We start from the raw sequence: 16,650 nt of genomic DNA on the forward strand, positions 1-16,650 counted from the left end.
GTCAAAGAGGAATTTGCCGTGGCGAAGGCCAACAAGACCACCGTGAAGAAGGGCAAGCCCGCGGGCAAGAGCGCCGCGAAGAAGGCTGCCGCCAAGGCGCCCGCGAAGGGCAAGACCAGCGCGTCCAAAGCGAAGGCAGCGAAGGACAAGGGCGCCAAGAAAAAGACCGCCAAATCCAAGACGGCGCCCGCGAAAGCCAAGAGCAAAGCCCCGGCGGCGAGCGCGGCCAAGAAAGCCGCGACGAGCGCCGCCAAGAAAGCTGTCAAGAAAGCTGTGAAGGCGCCAGCCAAGAAGGCCGCGGCAAAGCCTGCCACACCGCCGGTCAAGAAGACCGCGCCCAAGCCCGCGGCAGCAACGAACAAGCCATCGGCAGCGAAGCAGCCCGCCGCTCCGAAGCAGCCGACCGCACCGAGGAAGGCCGCGCCGGCCATCGTTGAAGCGCCGAAGCCGCCACGCGCCGCGAAGCCGAAGGCACCGCGCAAGCCGAAGGTCGATGCCGTCGTGGTCGTCGAGATCGACGAGGTCGTAGCGCAGGTCGCCGCAGCTCCCGTCGACAAGAACACCTTCTACGTCACGACAGCGATCGCCTATCCCAACGGCAACCCTCATATCGGCCACGCCTATGAGGCGATCGCGACCGACGCCATCGCGCGCTTTGCGCGGCTCGACGGCAAGGACGTGTACTTCCTGACCGGCACCGACGAGCACGGGCTGAAGATGGTGCAGACCGCGCAGAACGAGGGGCTGACGCCATCGGAGCTGGCGACCCGCAACGCCGGCCGCTTCCGCGACATGGACGAGCGGCTGAACGTCTCGTTCGACCGCTTCATCCGCACCACCGAGCCCGCGCATCATCGCTCCGTCCAGGCGATCTGGAACCGCATGCGCGAGAATGGCGACATCTATGCCGACAGCTATGCGGGTTGGTACTCGGTACGCGACGAGGCCTATTACGCCGAGGATGAGACCGTCGTCGGCGAGGACAACGTCCGCCGCGGACCGCAGGGCACGCCGGTCGAATGGGTCGAGGAGAAGAGCTATTTCTTCCGCCTGTCGGCCTATCAGGGGAAGCTGCTGGCGCTGTATGACAGCCAGCCCGATTTCATCGGGCCGGACGCGCGGCGCAACGAGATCATCAGCTTCGTCAAGGGCGGGCTGAAGGACCTGTCGATCTCGCGCACGACGTTCGATTGGGGCGTCCGGGTGCCGCATGACGACGAGCACGTGATGTATGTGTGGGTCGACGCGCTGACCAACTACATCACCGGCGTCGGCTTTCCCGACGAGAGCGATGCGAACTGGAAATACTGGCCGGCCGACGTGCACGTCATCGGCAAGGACATCATCCGCTTCCATGCGGTGTACTGGCCGGCGTTCCTGATGTCGGCCGGCGTGCCGGTGCCGAAGCGGGTCTATGCGCACGGCTTCCTGTTCAACAGGGGCGAGAAGATGTCGAAATCGGTCGGCAACGTCGTCGACCCGTTCAACCTCGCCGACCAGTATGGCGTCGACCAGCTCCGCTACTTCTTCCTGCGCGAGGTGCCGTTCGGCCAGGACGGCAACTACAATCACGAGGCGATCGTCGCGCGCATCAACGCCGATCTCGCCAACGACCTCGGCAACCTCGCGCAGCGCTCGCTGTCGATGATCGCAAAGCAGCTCGGAGGCCAGCTGCCGGAGCCCGGCGAGTTCTCGGCCAACGACAAGGCGATCCTGGCGGAGGCCGACGCGATGATCGGCGCCGCACGGAAAGCCATGGCGACGCAGCAGATCCACCAATGGCTCAATGCGGTCTGGTCGGTCGTGGCCGAGGCCAACCGCTATTTCGCGGGTGAGGCGCCCTGGGCACTGGCGAAGACCGATCCGCCGCGCCAGCACACGGTGCTCTATGTCACCGCCGAGGTGATCCGTCAGGTCGCGATCCTGACCCAGCCGGTCATGCCGGCAGCTTCGGCAAAGCTGCTCGACAGCCTCGGCATCCCCGAGGACGAACGGAATTTCGCGCAGCTCGGCGGCGAGGTCAGGATTGCGGCCGGCACGCAGCTGCCGGCGCCCCAGGCGGTGTTCCCGCGCTACATCGAGCCGACGGCCGCGTGATGCTGGTCGACAGCCATTGCCATCTGGACTTTCCGGATTTCGCCGAGGATCTGGATGGCATCGTCACGCGTGCCGCCGCCGCCGGCGTTGGCCGCATGGTGACGATCTCGACGCGGGTGCGGCGGCTTCCTGAGCTGCTCGCCATCGCCGAGCGGTTCGACAACGTCTTCTGCTCGGTTGGCACCCATCCGCACAACGCGGACGAGGAGGACGGCATTCCGGCCGAGGAGCTGATCGCGCTGACGCGCCATCCCAAGGTGGTCGCGCTCGGCGAGGCCGGACTCGACAATTTCTACGACCACGGCTCTAAGGACGCCCAGGAGCGCGGTTTTCGCGCGCACATCGCGGCGGCGCGCGCCACCGGCCTGCCGCTGGTGATCCACACCCGGGAGGCCGACGAGCAGTGCGGCCGCATCCTCGACGAGGAAATGGCGCGCGGACCTTTCAAGGCCGTGCTGCATTGCTACACCGGCGGGCGTGAGCTGGCGATGAAGGCGATCGATCTCGGACTGCACATCTCGTTCACGGGCATCGTGACGTTCAAGAAGTCCGAGGCATTGCGCGCGCTCGCCGCCGAGGTGCCCGCCGACCGCATCATGGTCGAGACCGACGCGCCGTATCTGGCGCCCGGCAAGTTTCGCGGCAAGCGCAACGAGCCCGCCTACGTCGTCGAGACCGCGAAGGTGCTGGCAGAAGCGCGCGGCGTCTCGCTCGAGGAGTTCTCGCGCCAGACCACCGAGACCTTCTTCAAGCTGTTCTCGAAGGTGCCGCGGCCAAAGGAGGCTGCATGACGCTGACGCTCACCATTCTCGGCTGCGGCTCCTCGGCCGGCGTGCCGCGCCCGGCGCTGGGGTGGGGCGCCTGCGATCCCAACAACCCGAAGAACCGCCGCAGGCGCTGCTCCCTTCTGGCTGAGCGCCGCGGAGCGCATGGCGTGACGCGCGTGGTCATCGACACCTCGCCGGATCTGCGCGAGCAGTTGATCGATACGCAAGTCGATCACATCGACGCGGTGTTTCTCACGCACGAGCATGCCGACCAGACTCATGGCATCGACGATCTGCGTTCGGTGGTGATGCATCAGCGGCGGCGGATTCCGGTCTACCTGAACCAGTCGACCGCCAAGGACATCATGCACCGGTTCTCCTATTGCTTCATCTCGCCACCGGGAAGCGACTATCCGCCGATCCTGACCCAGCACGCGATCGAGGCGGGCGAGACCCAGGCGGTGGAAGGCAAGGGCGGCGAGCTGAAGCTGACGGCGTTCCTGGTCCAGCACGGCAACATCCCCGCGCTCGGCTATCGCATCGGCGATGCCGCCTACACGCCGGACCTCAACGACATCCCCGAGGAGAGCTGGGCCGCGCTGGAGGATCTCGACCTCTGGATCGTCGACGGCCTGCGCCCTGCCTCGCATCCGAGCCATTTCTCGGTCAACGACGCTCTGGCCTGGATCGAGCGCTTCAAGCCGAAGCGCGCCGTCATCACCAACATGACCGCCGATCTCGACTACGAGGTGCTGCGCCAGAGCCTACCCGATGGCGTGGTACCGGCGTATGACGGCATGCGACTGGAGCTGGATTCGTAGGGTGGGCAAAGGCGCGGCCGCGCTCTCTCCCCATGCGGGATTGCGATGGCGCCGTGCCCACCATCTTGCTTCTTGAGTCCGCCGCCCGACGGTGGGCACGCGGCGCCTAACGGCGCCGCTTTGCCCACCCTACGCAGCGACTATCATGTTCGCGAACTAACAAGGAGCAGCCTTGCCATGCTGTCGCTGTTCTTCGAGGTCGAGGTCAAGCCAGGTCGGCTCGACCAATATCTGCAACTCGCCGCGGCGCTGCGGCCCGAGCTCGATGCGCTCGGCGGCTGCCTGTTCCTTGACCGCTTCAGGAGCCTGTCGCGTGACAATCTTATCCTCTCCTATCAGATCTGGCAGGACGAGGGCGCCATGACCGCCTGGCGCGTCCACGCCCATCATCACGACATCCAGACCCTCGGCCGCGACAAGGTGTTCTCGGACTATCGCCTGCGTATCGCCGAGTTGGTCCACGAGGTGAAGCCAGGGCAGGCGGCCTGGCAGCCGGAGCGGCGAGGCACCTACAATGATCCGAAGCGGCGTGCGCCGACGTATGTGCTGGCCGTCGAGACGGCGAGGCCGCAGTTGGGCAGCGTGACCGACCTGCCGGTCGCGAGCTTCTCGAGCGTCTATCGCGAGGGCCGCTTCGCGCATCTCGTCGAGCTGCCGGACGAGGCCACCGGCCTTGCGCTGAGCAAACAATTACTCACCGAGCCGGGTGCCGACAACATCCGTATCGTCGAGGTCACCCGCGACTACGGCATGTACGACCGCCGCGAGGCGCCGCAATATTACGCGGAGAAGACACGAGACGCGTAGCGAGCTCAGGTGGGGCAGCGCGGAATGCCATCGACCACGGCCTGATCAGGAGCAATCGAGCGCAGATCGACGTCACGTGCCAGCGTAACATAGTCGATGGTCTCCGATGTCCTCAGATAGGTCGTGAAGTTGATGGGGCCAGCCGGCAGCGCTACGGTGGTGCAGGCCTTCGGCGCGACCGAGATCGTGATCGATCCGCCACCGGCAGAGTTCTTTTCCGCCATCAGCTCGGCGCGAAAAGACTGTAGACGCGCCGTGTCGGCCTCCTCGAGGCGGTAGGCGTAGATGCGCGTGCCGGCTCCGGCCTCCTGCGCCAGAGCCGGGGGATCCGGAATTTCCCGCAGCACGAAGTCCCGCTGCTGTTCCGCGCCGCGCCCGCGTTTCACGGCAATCCTCAGCACCACGCCACCTGGCAGCGGCCGCAGACTCGTGGGCAGTCTCACGGCCGCGCGCAGCTGTGCGGGGTCGCTGGTCTGGAAATCGACCCGGGCCAGCTTGACCATTGAGGTCACCGGCATATGGCCACAACCAACAGCGCTCAACGTTAGTCCGATGGCCAGAACGAGCCGCTGGAAGGGATGCATGGGCATGAGGAGGAGCCTTCGTTTGACAGTCATAAATTATCGTAATACGATAAATTATTCACTGGTCAATAGGAGGCTCGTCATGGTGGACCGTGCGGATCAATCCCGTCGCCTGCGCCACTTCTCCCGGGTAATGGCCTGGATCACGGGGCTCGGCATCGTCTTGATCGCCGCCGCGACGTGTCTCGTCTTTTTGATTCCGGAGTGGACGAGAGGTCTGCTCCTGGCGCGCCTCGGCACGGCTGGCGCGGAGCTGCAAACCACGCCGGATCGCGTGCTTTTGGGCGCGGCGGTGACTGCGATCCCGGTCGGCGTGATGCTGTACGGGTTGTGGCGGGTGAGAGCCCTGTTCCTGGATTTTGCGGAAGGGATGGTTTTCACGCTGGCGACAGCGCGCCGCTTGCGCGATTTCGCCGTCACAATCCTGGCGCAGGCCTTGCTTGGTCCGCTGTCGTCGACGGCCCTGCTGATCGCCTTCACCATCAGCAATCCGCCTGGCAGCCGGCAACTCGGTATCGCGCTCTCGGTCAACGACTACATCGCGCTGATCGTTGGCAGCGTGCTGCTCGCCGTCGCCTGGGTCATGGCTGAGGCGACCCGGATCGCCGAAGAGAACGCCAGCATCGTGTGAGACGTGATGCCGATCATCGTCAATCTCGACGTCATGCTGGCGCGCCGCAAGATGCGATCCAAGGAGCTCGCCGAACGCATCGGTATCACCGAGCAGAACGTCTCGCTCTTGAAATCGGGCCGGGTGAAGGGCGTGCGTTTCGACACCCTTGCGCGGATCTGTGAGGTGCTGCGCTGCCAGCCCGGTGACATTCTCGAGTATCGCAGAGGCAACGAAGACACCACCATGCCGGAGACCGCATGAGCGAGGCGCACGCGCGCGCCTCGATCATGCGCATGTCCTTGGCTTACGCCGAGATCGCCTTGGCCGAGTCGATCTGATTGCGCAGCAGGAATTTCTGGATCTTGCCCGTCGACGTCTTCGGGATCGGGCCGAACACCACGACCTTGGGCGTCTTGAAGCCGGACATGTGGCTGCGGCAATAGGCGATGATCTCGGCTTCGGTCGCCTCGGCGCCAACCTTCAGCTCGACGAAGGCGCAGGGCACTTCGCCCCATTTCGGATCGGGCTTGGCGACGACGGCGGCGAACAGCACGGCGGGGTGCTTGTAGAGGATGTCCTCGACCTCGACGGAGGAGATGTTCTCGCCGCCGGAGATGATGATGTCCTTGGAGCGGTCCTTGATGATGACGTAGCCGTGCTCGTCGAGCACGCCGAGATCGCCGGTGTGAAACCAGCCGCCGGCGAAAGCTTCCTGCGTCGCCTTCTCGTTCTTGAGATAGCCCTTCATGACGATGTTGCCGCGGAACATGACCTCGCCGATGGTCTCGCCATCGCGCGGCACCTCCTGCATCGTCTCCGGATTGAGCACGGTGACGGCTTCCTGCAACGGATAGGGCACGCCCTGGCGCCGCTTCAGCCGCGCGCGCTCGGGCGCGGGCAGGTCGTCCCAGCCGGGCTGCTCGGCGCAGACCGAGGCGGGGCCGTAGACCTCGGTCAGGCCGTAGACATGCGTCAGCTTGATGCCGATGCTCTCGGCACCTTCGAGCACCGCGACCGGCGGCGCGGCGCCCGCGATCAGCCCCACCACCGGCTTGTCGCGCTTGCCCTTGGGCGCGTCGGGCGCATTGATCAGCACGTTGTAGACGATCGGCGCGCCGCACATGTGGGTGACGCCGTGGGTCTTGATCAGCTCGAATATCTTCGTCGGCTCCACCTTGCGCAGGCAGACATTGACGCCGGCCGCCGCCGCCATGGTCCAGGGGAAGCACCAGCCGTTGCAGTGGAACATCGGCAGCGTCCACAGATAGACCGGATGCTGGCCGAGCCCGCCGGCGAGAATGTTGCTGACGGCGTTCAGATAGGCACCGCGGTGATGGGTGACGACGCCCTTGGGATTGCCTGTGGTGCCCGAGGTGTAGCTCATCGCGATCGCGTCCCATTCGTCCGCCGGACGGCGCGGCTCGAACAGCGGATCGCCCGAGGCGACGGCGGCTTCGTACTCGATCTCGCCGATGCGGCTGCCGCCGGCATAGGAGGCGTCGTCGACGTCGATCACGAACGGCTTTGCGCCGCTCATCAGCTTCAGCGCTTCGCTGATCACACCTGAGAATTCCGGATCGACCAGGATGATCTTCGCCTGCCCGTGATCGAGCTGGAACGCGATCGCCGCCGCATCGAGGCGGATGTTGAGCGTGTTGAGCACGGCGCCGGCCATCGGCACGGCGAAATGGACCTCGTTCATCGCCGGGATGTTCGGCAGCATCGCCGCCACCGTGTCGCCAACGCCGATGCCGCGGCCCTCGAGGTACGACGCGAAGCGCCGGCAGCGGTCATAGGTCTGGCGCCAGGTGAAGCTGCGGCCTTCATAGACCGTGCTGACGTGGTCGGGATAGACGGCCGCGCTGCGGGCCAGGAAGCTGAGCGGGGTCAGCGGCACGTAGTTGGCCGGCGTCTTGTCCAGACCGAGCTGATACTGGTTCGTGCTCATCACCACCCTCCCTCGTCATCTGAAGAGTTTACAGGAACCCGATCGAAATCCACGGAAAAATCGCAACGATGATGAGGCCGATGAGAAGCGCCAGCAGGTAGCCCCAGATCGGACGGATGCCCTCGGCGGGATCGACCCGGCCGATCGCGCAGGCGGCGTAATATCCGACTCCGAACGGCGGTGCGAACAGGCCAATTCCCATCGCCAGGATGATCACCATGGCATAATGCACCTCGTGCACGCCGACGGCACGCGCGATCGGAAACAGCAGCGGGCCGAACAGCACGATCGCCGGAATGCCCTCGAGCACGCTGCCCAGGATCGTGAAGGCGACGATCGAGACCGCGATGAACGTCGCCGGGCCGCCCGGCAGCCCGGTCATGGCCGCCGCCAGCGCGCGCGAGAAGCCGGACTGCGTCAGGCCCCAGGCCATGCCGGTCGCAGTCCCGATGATCAGCAGGATGGCGCCGGAGAGAGCGGCCGTCTCAATCAGCATCGGCATCAGGCGGCGCCAGTCGAAGCGGCGATAGACCAGCAGGCCCGCCAGCACGCCATAGACGATGCCGATGGTAGAGACCTCCGTCGCCGTCGCGACGCCCTCGACGACGGCAGCGCGGATCACGAAGGGCAGGGCCAGGGCAGGGAGCGAGACGATGAAGGCCTTGCTGATCTCGGCTCCCGTCGCGCGGCGGACGCCGCTCATGTCCTCGTTGCGGTAGCGCCACCACACCAGCGCGCACAGCGTGATTGCGAGCACGACGCCCGGCAGCAGGCCGCCGGTGAACAGCGCCGCGATCGACACGCCGGTGACGGAGCCGATCGTGATCAGAACCAGGCTCGGCGGAATGGTCTCGGTCTGCGCGCCGGTGGCGGCGAGCAGGGCGACGAGATCGCCGGGACGGGCGCCGCGCGCCTTCATCTCCGGAAACAGCACGGGCGCGACCGCGGCCATGTCGGCCGCCTTGGCGCCGGAAATGCCCGAGACGAGATACATCGCGCCGACCAGCACGTAATGCAGCCCGCCGCGGACGTGACCCAAGAGGCTCGCCAGGAACGCGACCATGGCGCGGGCCATGCCGGTCATCTCGATCAGCAATCCGAGAAAGACGAACAGCGGCACCGACAGCAGGATGAGATGGCTCATGCCCTCGTCCATGCGCCCGACCAGCACCATCAGCGGCGTGCGCGTCGTCAGCGCCAGATAGCCGAAGATCGCGAGCCCGAAGGCGAACGCGATCGGCACGCCGGCGAAGACGCACAAGCCGACCACGCCGACGAAGAAGATCACGAGGTTGATGTTGCCGAGCGGCTTCAGCAGCGGCTGCGCCACCCAGAACAGCGCGATGATGGCTGCGATAGAGACGACAGCCAGCAGCATCATCTTGAGGCTGGCCGCGCGGGCGAGACGGATGAGGGCGAACAGCGCCATCAGTCCGATGCCGACCGGCAGCGCGGCGGCGCGCCAGATGTTTTCGATCTGCAGCGCCGGCGTCGTGATGAAGCTTTCCTCGTAGGCGTACTCCCAGGACGGCCAGGCGATCATGACAAGGAACGCTAGCGCCGCGGCAGTGGCGACCAGATCGAGATAGGCGCGCAAGCCGGGGCTGGCGCGCGCCACCATTGCCGTCATCCGCATGTGCTCGCCGCGGCGGAACGCCACCGCGGCGCCGAGCATCGCGAGCCACAGGAACAGGATCGAAGCCAGCTCGTCCGACCAGATCAGCGGCCGGTGCAGGCCGTAGCGCGCCACGACGCCCGCGAACAGGATGACGATCTCGGCCACGACCAGCAGCGCGGTTGGGATCTCGACCAGGAGACCCAGCAAGGCATCCAAGCCATCGAGCCAGGACCGGCGGCGAGGGGTCTCGATGACCACCTCGCTGATCGCGATTTCCGTGAACTCGGCATGCGCCATGACGTCACCCGAACGCGCCTTCAGCCATCAACCCGTCAGGACAGCTTGCCGACGGCCTTTTCCAAGAGCGCCCAGGCTTCATCGCCGTATTTGCCCTTCCACTCGGCATAGAAGCCGGCGGAGCGCAGCTTGTCGCGGAACGGCGCGACGTTGGGCTGATTGAACGTCAAGCCTTTCGACGCGAGCTCCTGCTGCAGGCCGGCATTGAGCTTGGCGACGTCCTCACGCTCCTTCACGGCGGCCGCATTGATGTGCTTGGCAACGATGGCTCGCATGTCGGCCGGCACGGCCTCCCAGGCGCGGCGGTTCGCCAGGAACCAGAAGCCGTCCCACATGTGGTTGGTCAGCGAGCAGTATTTCTGCACCTCGTAGAGCTTGGCGGTCGAGATGATCGCCAGCGGGTTTTCCTGGCCCTCGACGACCTTGGTCTGCAGCGCCGAATAGACCTCGCTGAAATTGATCGAGGCGGGCGCCGCCTCGAATGCCTTGAACATCGAGGTCCACAGCGGCGACACCGGCACGCGGATCTTGAAGCCCTTGAGGTCGTCGGGCCCATTGATCGGCTTGGTCGACGACGTCGTCTGGCGGAAGCCGTTGTCCCAGATCTTGTCCATGACCACCAGGCCGGCCTTGTTGATCTGGCCGCGCACGTAAGCGCCGAGATCGCCGTCCATGGCCTTCCAGACCGTGTCGTAGTCTGGGAACGCGAAGCCGATGCCGTTGATCGAGGCCGCCGGCACCAGGGTCGCCAGGATCAGCCCGGACAGCGTGAAGAACTCGACGCCGCCGGAGCGGATCTGGCTCAGCATGTCCGTGTCGGATCCGAGCTGGTTGTTCGGGAAGATCTGCAAGTCGAACTTGCCGTTGGTCTCGGCCTTGATCGCCGCCGCCATCTCCTTGGCACGAACGTTGAGCGGATGGGTGTCGGGCAGGTTGTTGGCGTACTTGTAGGTGAATTCGGCGCTCTGGGCGCGCGCCACATGCGGCGCCGCGATCCCACCCAGTACGGCTGACGCTGCGGAGGCCTTCAGCAGCGCGCGTCGTGACAGGCTCATGCTCGTTTCTCCCTGAGAAGCTTCTTCTTGTTGCATCCAGTCGCCGCATGATGGCGCGGTCCGAATCCCGCGACGTCAGCAGCGTCATCAGCGCTTATTGCAGCGATGAGCCGCAGCAGCAATATGCGGCGTTCGCTGCGGGCGCCTTGGCGCGGGTTTCAGGCGCCAATGGCGAGCGGCGATGGTCGTGCTCGCGACGCGGGCTGCAGGCTCGGTGCTACGGCAGAGTTTGAGGTGTTGGCCGCAAGTCTATGAATTCCCTAATCATATAAATATTCCATAATATACCTTATGCGAATTGGCTATGGGTGGCTCCTGACGTGAGAAGCCGCACAACGGCCCGCCCAGCGCACGTCGGCGCCTGTGCGAAATCGCCCCCGCCTTGTCACCCCGCAGTCTTCGTTTGGTCAAAGCCCAGAGGTCAAAAGCGCATCCTTCAGGATTGGGCACGGGCGTATCGCGAATGGGACCCGAAGACATGCCAGTTCAGTCGACGCCGAAGGAAGTTGATCCGGGTGATGTCGCGCTGCCGCCCGACGACGATATCTGCGAGGAGATCTATCAGCGGGTGCTGGCCGAGGTGCGCGCACGTATCGACCAGCGGATCGCCGCCATCGAGGCCCAGGCCGCCGCTGATGCAGTCGAGGCTGCCGACCCCGCTGCAGGCAGCGAGCCCGTGGAAACGCCTCCTCCGGCCCGGCGCCGGCCCGTATTGCGGGCGATGATCACGCTGATAGCGTCAGCCGGGCTCGTCGGCGCTGCCGTCACCCTGGCGCGGGACCATACCGAGACCATCACCTCCGTCACCGACCGGATCGAAGCGGCGGTTCAATCCATCCGGCGTGAGAACGCTCAGACGGCGAATCCGGCCGGGTCACCGGAGACGGCGGCGAGCGGATCGAGCGCGGCCGAGACGGCCCCTTCCTCGCCATCACCATCCGTTTCGCCGACACCCGAGACATCATCAGCATCAGTATCAACGCGCTCCAGCGATCCATCCTCCGCGATGGCGGAGGCAACGCCGGAGCATGACATGCCGCCCGCTCCCGACCGGGACGTCGCGCCGCTGATCGAGAAGATCGCGCATGATGTCGCCGAACTGCAGAGCGGGTTTCAGGAGCTCAAGGCCAGCCAGGAGCAGGCCAACCGCGATCACGCCAGGGCGATCGAACAGCTGCAGGCGAGCCAGGACCAGCTCGCGCGCGCGTTCCGCGCAGCGAAGACCGAGCCGACGACCGTCGGCGCCGCGGCGCGCCTCGCGCCCCGGCCGCCCCAGGCGCGCCCGCCCCGTTTCCCGTAGCTCCGAACTCATGAGATCCGGGCAGGGAGCTGGGCACCCCTGCTCCTGTCCCTCAGAGATAGTTCGCCGCAGCCTCCGCCTCGAAGCGTTCAGGCGGACCTTCCCAGACGATCTTGGCATGATCCAGCACGTAGACGCGGTCGGCGTGCGGGAGCGCGAAGGTGACGTTCTGTTCGCCGAGCAGCACCGTGATCTTGGTGGTCTCGCGCAGTCGATCGAGCGCCTTCGACAAGGTCTCCAGGATGACCGGCGCAAGTCCGAGCGTCGGCTCGTCGAGGATCAGGAGCTTCGGCTTCATCATCAGCGCGCGCGCGATCGCCAGCATCTGCTGCTCGCCGCCGGACAGCGTGCGCGCCAGCTGCGGCTGCCTCGACTTGAGGATCGGAAACAGCCCGAACAGCCATTCGAGCCGCTCGGCACGCTCGGTGTCGGGCAGCGCATTGCCGCCGAGCTCGAGATTTTCGCGCACGCTCATGTCGCCGAACAATTCGCGCGTTTCCGGACACTGCACGATGCCGGATCGCGCGATTTGCGCCGCCGTGCCGCCGGCAAGGCTGCGCCCTGCCCACTTCACCTCGCCCGAATACGGCACCAGGCCAGAGATCGCGTTGAACAGCGTCGTCTTGCCGGCACCGTTGAGGCCGACGACCGAGACGAACTCGCCCTCGTGGACGTGCAGCGAGACGTCCTGCAGCGCCTGCGCCTTGCCATAGAGCACGCCGACCTGATCGACCTGCAGCGCCGGCGTGACGTCCCTGAAGCTCGCCTCGGGCCGCGCGGTCGAGACCAGGGCGCCACCGAGATAGACCCGGCGCACGGTCTCGTCCTGCATGACGTCGGTCGCCCTGCCCTCGGCGATCCTCTCGCCGAGATACATCGCGAGCACGCGGTCGACCAGCGCCGATACGCTCTTGACGTTGTGGTCGACCAGCAGCACCGCGTGGCCTTCGTCGCGAAATTCACGGATCAGGTTGGAGAAGTCGGCAACCTCCGAAGCAGTCAGACCGGCGAAGGGCTCGTCGACCAGCACGAGCTTCGGGCTGCGCGCCACGGCCTTGGCGAGCTCGAGCCGGCGCAGATCGGCGAAAGCGAGCGTCGGCGGCCGGCGCTCGATCACGCCGCCCAGTCCGACGCGCTCGGCGATGGCGCGCGCCCTGCTGTCGACGTCCTTGTCGGCGAACAGCCGCGTCAGCTTGTCCGGCAGCAGCGCGACCTTGATGTTCTCCAGCACCGTCTGGCGCGCCAGCGGCCGCGAATGCTGAAACACCAGGCCCACGCCCATGCGCGCGATCCGATGCGACGGCAGCCCCGCAATCTCGACACCGTCGAGCCTGACCGAGCCGGCCGTTGGCCGCTCGACGCCCATGACGCACTTCATCGCGGTCGACTTGCCGGAGCCGTTCGGCCCGATCAGGCCGAGAATCTCGCCGGGCCGGATCGAGAAGCTCAGGTCCTTGACTGCGACAAGGCCGCCGAACCGCTTGGTGAGGCCGCTGACCTCCAGCATCGGAGCGCTGCTCATGCCTTGGCCCCTCCCCTGATCATGCCGAGGAAGCCATCGGGGAAGAACAGGATCACCACGAGTGCGATGACCGAGACGAGCAGGGTCGCGAGCTCGCCGAGTGGCCGCAGCAGCTCGCCCATGCCGATCAGGAAGATCGCGCCGATCGCGGCGCCGATGACGGTACGGCGGCCGCCGAGCACGGCGGCAATGATGATCTGCACGCCGACGCCGACGTCGACGAAGGTCGAGACCGACGCCGTGCCCATGTAGAACACCATCAGCGCGCCGGCGAGCCCGGAGAAGAACGCGCTGACGACGAAGGCGGCGAGCTTGTGCTTGGTGACGTTGAAGCCGAGCGCGCCGGCCTGGATCTTGTCCTGCCCGCTCGCCTGCAGGATCAGCCCGATCGCGCTGCGCGACAGGCCAAAGAGGATGGCGCCGCTGACCAGCATGAAGCCGAGTGCGATCCAGTAGTTGGTCTTGGCGTCGATCGAGATGACGTCGGGAACGGCGAGACCGATCTCGCCGCCGGTCAGCCCGGCCGCGACGACGATGAAGTTCTGCAGCATGAGCACGGCCACGAGCGTCGTGAGGCCGAAATAGGGTCCGCTGACGCGTAAGGCCGGAAGGGCCAGGACGACGCCGCCAACCACGGCCGCCAGCGCGCCGGCGGCGATGCACAGCCACACCGACAGACCCGGTGAGAAATGCGCGTCGAGAATGCCGGCCGTGTAGGCGCCGACGCCAATCAGGAAGGTCGGGCCGAAATTGACCTCGCCGGCGAATCCGAACAGCAGATCCCAGGACATGGCGAAGACGGCCGTATAGTACGCCACCGTCAGCAGCCCGAGGACGTAGCCGGAGACATAGGTCGGCAGCACGAGCGCCACGATGACGGTCAAGAGCCCGATCCAGAACAGCCGGGACGAAACGAATGCCGGCATGCTCACCTCCGTCCGAACAGCCCTTGCGGGCGCAGATACATGACGACGACGAGCAGCAGCAGCGCCGGGATCGTCCGGTAGGCCGGCGAGATCAGATAGGCCGTGCCGGTCTCGAGATAGCCGACGACATAGGCCGCGATCAGCGAGCCGGACACGCTGCCGAGGCCGCCGAGCACCACGATCGAGAACGCGCTCGCCGTCAGCGGTCCGACGCTGTAGGAGCTGACGCCCAGGAACATGCCGAGCAGGATGCCCGCGACGCCTGCCAGCAGCCCGTAGATGGCCCAGACGGTGAGGTAGACCGACGACAGCTCGATACCCAGCAAGGTGACGCCGCGCGGATTCATCGACGCGGCCATGACCGCCTTGCCCCGCCGGGTGCGGTTGACCAGGAACCACAACAGCCCGATCGCGACCCAGCAGATCACGGCGGTGAAGTATTCGTTGCGCGGCGTACGCACGCCGAACACGGTGGTCACGCCCTCCACGATCGGCAGGACCGTCTTGGCATTGTTGGTGAAGAGATACGCGATCGCTTCCTGGATGATGATGCCCCAGAGCAGCGTCGCCGTCAGGATGAAGATCTCCTTCTCCGATTCCGCGATCACCCTGGAGCGCTGGATCGGCCTGACGGCGATGAAGTAGGTGGCGAAGGCCAATATGAAGCCGGCGAAGATGCCGATCAGCGCGCCGGTGTATGGGCCGACGCCGAATTCGCTGGCAGCAGCCCAGGCTGCGACCGCGGCGCCGACCATGATGGCGCCGTGCGAGAGGTTGAGCACGCCCGAGACGCCGAAGATGAGCGTGAAGCCGGTCGCGCCGAGTGCATACAGCGCGCTGATGGCGAAGCCATCAATCAAGATCTGCCAGAAAAGCATTGAAAATCGACCTGCAACGTCAGACTGAGGCACCAAGAAAATGGGCCGCCCCTTGAAGGAGCGGCCCCGCGATGCGTCAGTTGCTGGCCGCCTTGAGCTTGATGAAGGACGGCCAGGTGGCGGTGCCGGCGGCGAGCTCCTTGGGCCAGACGTTGACCTGCTTGCCATTCTGCCACTGCAGCATCAGCCCGGTGATGTAGCCCTTTCCGGTCCGCAGTGCGTGCGGGTTCGGGTCGCCCTTCGGCTTGAAGGCGACGCGGCCGATCGTGCCGACATAGTCGGTCGCTTCCATCGCCTCGACCATCTTGTCGGGATCGGTGCCGCCGGCCCGATGGATCGCATCCGCGATCATGTAGACGTCGTCATAGGAGGTGTAGCCGGCATAGGACGGGAAGTTTCCGAACTTCTTCTGATAGGCCTCCACGAACGGCAGCGTCTTCGGCGTCACCGCGACGCCCGGTCCCGACACGGCATTGTACATGACGCCCTCGACGGCGCCGTTGGTGTCCTTCCAGAAGGTCGAGTTGGTCGCCTGCGAGGAGATGCCGAACATCGGAATCGGCACCTGCTGGCTCTTCCACTGCACCGTTGGCTGGGTGCCGACATGTGAGATGCCGGTGATCATGACGTCCGGCTTCAGGGCTTCGATCTTGTTGAAGATCGGCGTGAAGTCCGTGGTATCAGGCGACATGCGGATATGGTCGACGACCTTGAGCCCGATCTCCGGCAGGCACTTCTCGTAGCCGGCGTCGAGCGGCGTCGTCCACGCCGCATCCTCGCTCATGATCACCGCGGTCTTCATCTTATAGGGCTCGACCAGCAGATCCTTGGCCGCGTCGCAGACGAGGCCGGCCAACGAGGTCGATGTCAGATAGCCGTGGAAGGTGTATTTGAGCTGGTCGTAGTTCTTGGCGATGTTCTGGGTGATGACGTCGGAAGCGGCACCAGGCGTGATCATCAGCGTCTTGAGGCGCCCTGCCCAGGGCTCCAGCGCCAGCACGACCTCTGAGATGTAGCTCGCGATGACCGCGTTGACCTTGTCCTCGCTGACGGCGCGCTGGAAGGCACGCACCGATTCCGCCGAGGAGGAATGATTGTCGTAGACGACGATCTCGATCTTGCGCCCGTCGACGCCGCCCTTGGCGTTGATCTCCTCGGCGGCCAATTGCGCTGCGGGTGCGATCGACGAGCCGGCGACGGCCTGCGCTTCGGAGATGACGCCGATCCTGATCGGGTCTGCGGCCCAGGCGGCCGAGGAGACGAGCGCAGTTGCGCAGCTCGCAAGCAAGATGGACTTGAGCGAAATCATGAAACCTCCCGAATCCTTATGCCTCTCACGGGCAGGCTCAACTTTGGTCTCCGATATGCCAGTGAGCAAGGGAACATCCCGAGACGTGCTCTGCGCTCAGCGCATTGT

The 16,650-nt window shown here is 65.6% G+C and carries 15 protein-coding genes; 7 read left to right on the forward strand and 8 right to left on the reverse strand.

Annotation, left to right across the window (positions count from 1 at the left end):
- The first annotated feature begins 18 nt into the window (after positions 1–18).
- The 4 genes from metG to QX124_RS13655 all read left to right on the forward strand — a co-directional run bounded on the left by metG (position 19) and on the right by QX124_RS13655 (position 4,492).
- Positions 19–2,097 carry a methionine--tRNA ligase gene (gene metG / locus QX124_RS13640; protein ID WP_315797422.1) on the forward strand — a complete coding sequence of 693 codons (2,079 nt, stop codon included), beginning with the start codon at positions 19–21 and terminating at the stop codon, positions 2,095–2,097.
- Positions 2,097–2,888: a TatD family hydrolase gene (locus QX124_RS13645; protein WP_315779924.1), complete on the forward strand. Its 792-nt coding sequence runs from the start codon at positions 2,097–2,099 to the stop codon at positions 2,886–2,888. Before metG ends, QX124_RS13645 begins: the two co-directional genes overlap by 1 nt.
- Positions 2,885–3,685 carry an MBL fold metallo-hydrolase gene (locus QX124_RS13650; protein ID WP_315797423.1) on the forward strand — a complete coding sequence of 267 codons (801 nt, stop codon included), beginning with the start codon at positions 2,885–2,887 and terminating at the stop codon, positions 3,683–3,685. The genes QX124_RS13645 and QX124_RS13650 overlap by 4 nt, the downstream gene beginning before the upstream one ends.
- Before the next feature lie 177 nt (positions 3,686–3,862).
- Positions 3,863–4,492 carry an antibiotic biosynthesis monooxygenase family protein gene (locus tag QX124_RS13655; protein ID WP_315779928.1) on the forward strand — a complete coding sequence of 210 codons (630 nt, stop codon included), beginning with the start codon at positions 3,863–3,865 and terminating at the stop codon, positions 4,490–4,492.
- A 5-nt stretch (positions 4,493–4,497) separates the two neighbouring features.
- Here QX124_RS13655 and QX124_RS13660 read toward each other — a convergent pair whose 3' ends face one another.
- On the reverse strand, positions 4,498–5,082 hold the full coding sequence (locus tag QX124_RS13660; RefSeq protein WP_315797424.1) for a hypothetical protein: 585 nt from the start codon (positions 5,080–5,082) through the stop codon (positions 4,498–4,500).
- A 76-nt stretch (positions 5,083–5,158) separates the two neighbouring features.
- On the opposite strand from QX124_RS13660, the gene QX124_RS13665 reads away from it, so the two are divergent.
- The gene (locus tag QX124_RS13665) at positions 5,159–5,707 is read left to right on the forward strand and encodes a DUF2975 domain-containing protein (RefSeq protein ID WP_315797425.1); all 549 of its coding nucleotides are present in this window, start codon (positions 5,159–5,161) and stop codon (positions 5,705–5,707) included.
- Positions 5,708–5,713: 6 nt separating this feature from the next.
- The gene (locus tag QX124_RS13670) at positions 5,714–5,950 is read left to right on the forward strand and encodes a helix-turn-helix transcriptional regulator (protein WP_315757488.1); all 237 of its coding nucleotides are present in this window, start codon (positions 5,714–5,716) and stop codon (positions 5,948–5,950) included.
- 43 nt (positions 5,951–5,993) lie between these two features.
- Here QX124_RS13670 and QX124_RS13675 read toward each other — a convergent pair whose 3' ends face one another.
- The 3 genes from QX124_RS13675 to QX124_RS13685 are packed head-to-tail and all read right to left on the reverse strand — an operon-like array spanning position 5,994 to position 10,607.
- Positions 5,994–7,637 (reverse strand): acyl-CoA synthetase, encoded by a 1,644-nt coding sequence (locus QX124_RS13675; protein ID WP_315797426.1) that lies wholly within the window; start codon positions 7,635–7,637, stop codon positions 5,994–5,996.
- A gap of 28 nt (positions 7,638–7,665) precedes the next feature.
- A complete protein-coding gene (locus QX124_RS13680) occupies positions 7,666–9,552 on the reverse strand; it encodes a TRAP transporter large permease subunit (RefSeq protein ID WP_315797427.1) in 1,887 nt (628 codons plus the stop codon).
- Between the two features lie 35 nt (positions 9,553–9,587).
- Positions 9,588–10,607 carry a TRAP transporter substrate-binding protein gene (locus QX124_RS13685; RefSeq protein ID WP_315737989.1) on the reverse strand — a complete coding sequence of 340 codons (1,020 nt, stop codon included), beginning with the start codon at positions 10,605–10,607 and terminating at the stop codon, positions 9,588–9,590.
- 403 nt (positions 10,608–11,010) lie between these two features.
- On the opposite strand from QX124_RS13685, the gene QX124_RS13690 reads away from it, so the two are divergent.
- Positions 11,011–11,907: a hypothetical protein gene (locus tag QX124_RS13690; protein WP_409997695.1), complete on the forward strand. Its 897-nt coding sequence runs from the start codon at positions 11,011–11,013 to the stop codon at positions 11,905–11,907.
- A 52-nt stretch (positions 11,908–11,959) separates the two neighbouring features.
- Here QX124_RS13690 and QX124_RS13695 read toward each other — a convergent pair whose 3' ends face one another.
- The 4 genes from QX124_RS13695 to QX124_RS13710 form a co-directional block, all read right to left on the reverse strand.
- On the reverse strand, positions 11,960–13,429 hold the full coding sequence (locus tag QX124_RS13695) for an ATP-binding cassette domain-containing protein (protein ID WP_315797428.1): 1,470 nt from the start codon (positions 13,427–13,429) through the stop codon (positions 11,960–11,962).
- Positions 13,426–14,355 (reverse strand): branched-chain amino acid ABC transporter permease, encoded by a 930-nt coding sequence (locus QX124_RS13700; protein ID WP_315797429.1) that lies wholly within the window; start codon positions 14,353–14,355, stop codon positions 13,426–13,428. The genes QX124_RS13695 and QX124_RS13700 overlap by 4 nt, the downstream gene beginning before the upstream one ends.
- Positions 14,356–14,357: 2 nt before the next feature.
- Positions 14,358–15,233 carry a branched-chain amino acid ABC transporter permease gene (locus QX124_RS13705; protein WP_315797430.1) on the reverse strand — a complete coding sequence of 292 codons (876 nt, stop codon included), beginning with the start codon at positions 15,231–15,233 and terminating at the stop codon, positions 14,358–14,360.
- A gap of 76 nt (positions 15,234–15,309) precedes the next feature.
- A complete protein-coding gene (locus QX124_RS13710; protein ID WP_315737993.1) occupies positions 15,310–16,542 on the reverse strand; it encodes an ABC transporter substrate-binding protein in 1,233 nt (410 codons plus the stop codon).
- Positions 16,543–16,650 lie beyond the last annotated feature (108 nt).

Origin of the sequence: Bradyrhizobium sp. SZCCHNRI3043 (genome assembly GCF_032377735.1) — a bacterium.
GTDB lineage: Bacteria > Pseudomonadota > Alphaproteobacteria > Rhizobiales > Xanthobacteraceae > Bradyrhizobium.

Bases quoted from the DNA above. Each gene is read 5' to 3' on its own strand.
- QX124_RS13645 (WP_315779924.1), top strand. From the start codon at position 2,097: ATGCTGGTCGACAGCCATTGCCATCTGGACTTTCCGGATTTCGCCGAG.
- QX124_RS13655 (WP_315779928.1), top strand. From the start codon at position 3,863: ATGCTGTCGCTGTTCTTCGAGGTCGAGGTCAAGCCAGGTCGGCTCGAC.
- QX124_RS13680 (WP_315797427.1), bottom strand. From the start codon at position 9,552: ATGGCGCATGCCGAGTTCACGGAAATCGCGATCAGCGAGGTGGTCATC.
- QX124_RS13685 (WP_315737989.1), bottom strand. From the start codon at position 10,607: ATGAGCCTGTCACGACGCGCGCTGCTGAAGGCCTCCGCAGCGTCAGCC.
- QX124_RS13695 (WP_315797428.1), bottom strand. From the start codon at position 13,429: ATGAGCAGCGCTCCGATGCTGGAGGTCAGCGGCCTCACCAAGCGGTTC.
- QX124_RS13710 (WP_315737993.1), bottom strand. From the start codon at position 16,542: ATGATTTCGCTCAAGTCCATCTTGCTTGCGAGCTGCGCAACTGCGCTC.
- QX124_RS13675 (WP_315797426.1), bottom strand. From the start codon at position 7,637: ATGAGCACGAACCAGTATCAGCTCGGTCTGGACAAGACGCCGGCCAAC.
- QX124_RS13670 (WP_315757488.1), top strand. From the start codon at position 5,714: ATGCCGATCATCGTCAATCTCGACGTCATGCTGGCGCGCCGCAAGATG.
- QX124_RS13700 (WP_315797429.1), bottom strand. From the start codon at position 14,355: ATGCCGGCATTCGTTTCGTCCCGGCTGTTCTGGATCGGGCTCTTGACC.
- QX124_RS13660 (WP_315797424.1), bottom strand. From the start codon at position 5,082: ATGCCCATGCATCCCTTCCAGCGGCTCGTTCTGGCCATCGGACTAACG.
- QX124_RS13705 (WP_315797430.1), bottom strand. From the start codon at position 15,233: ATGCTTTTCTGGCAGATCTTGATTGATGGCTTCGCCATCAGCGCGCTG.
- QX124_RS13665 (WP_315797425.1), top strand. From the start codon at position 5,159: ATGGTGGACCGTGCGGATCAATCCCGTCGCCTGCGCCACTTCTCCCGG.
- QX124_RS13650 (WP_315797423.1), top strand. From the start codon at position 2,885: ATGACGCTGACGCTCACCATTCTCGGCTGCGGCTCCTCGGCCGGCGTG.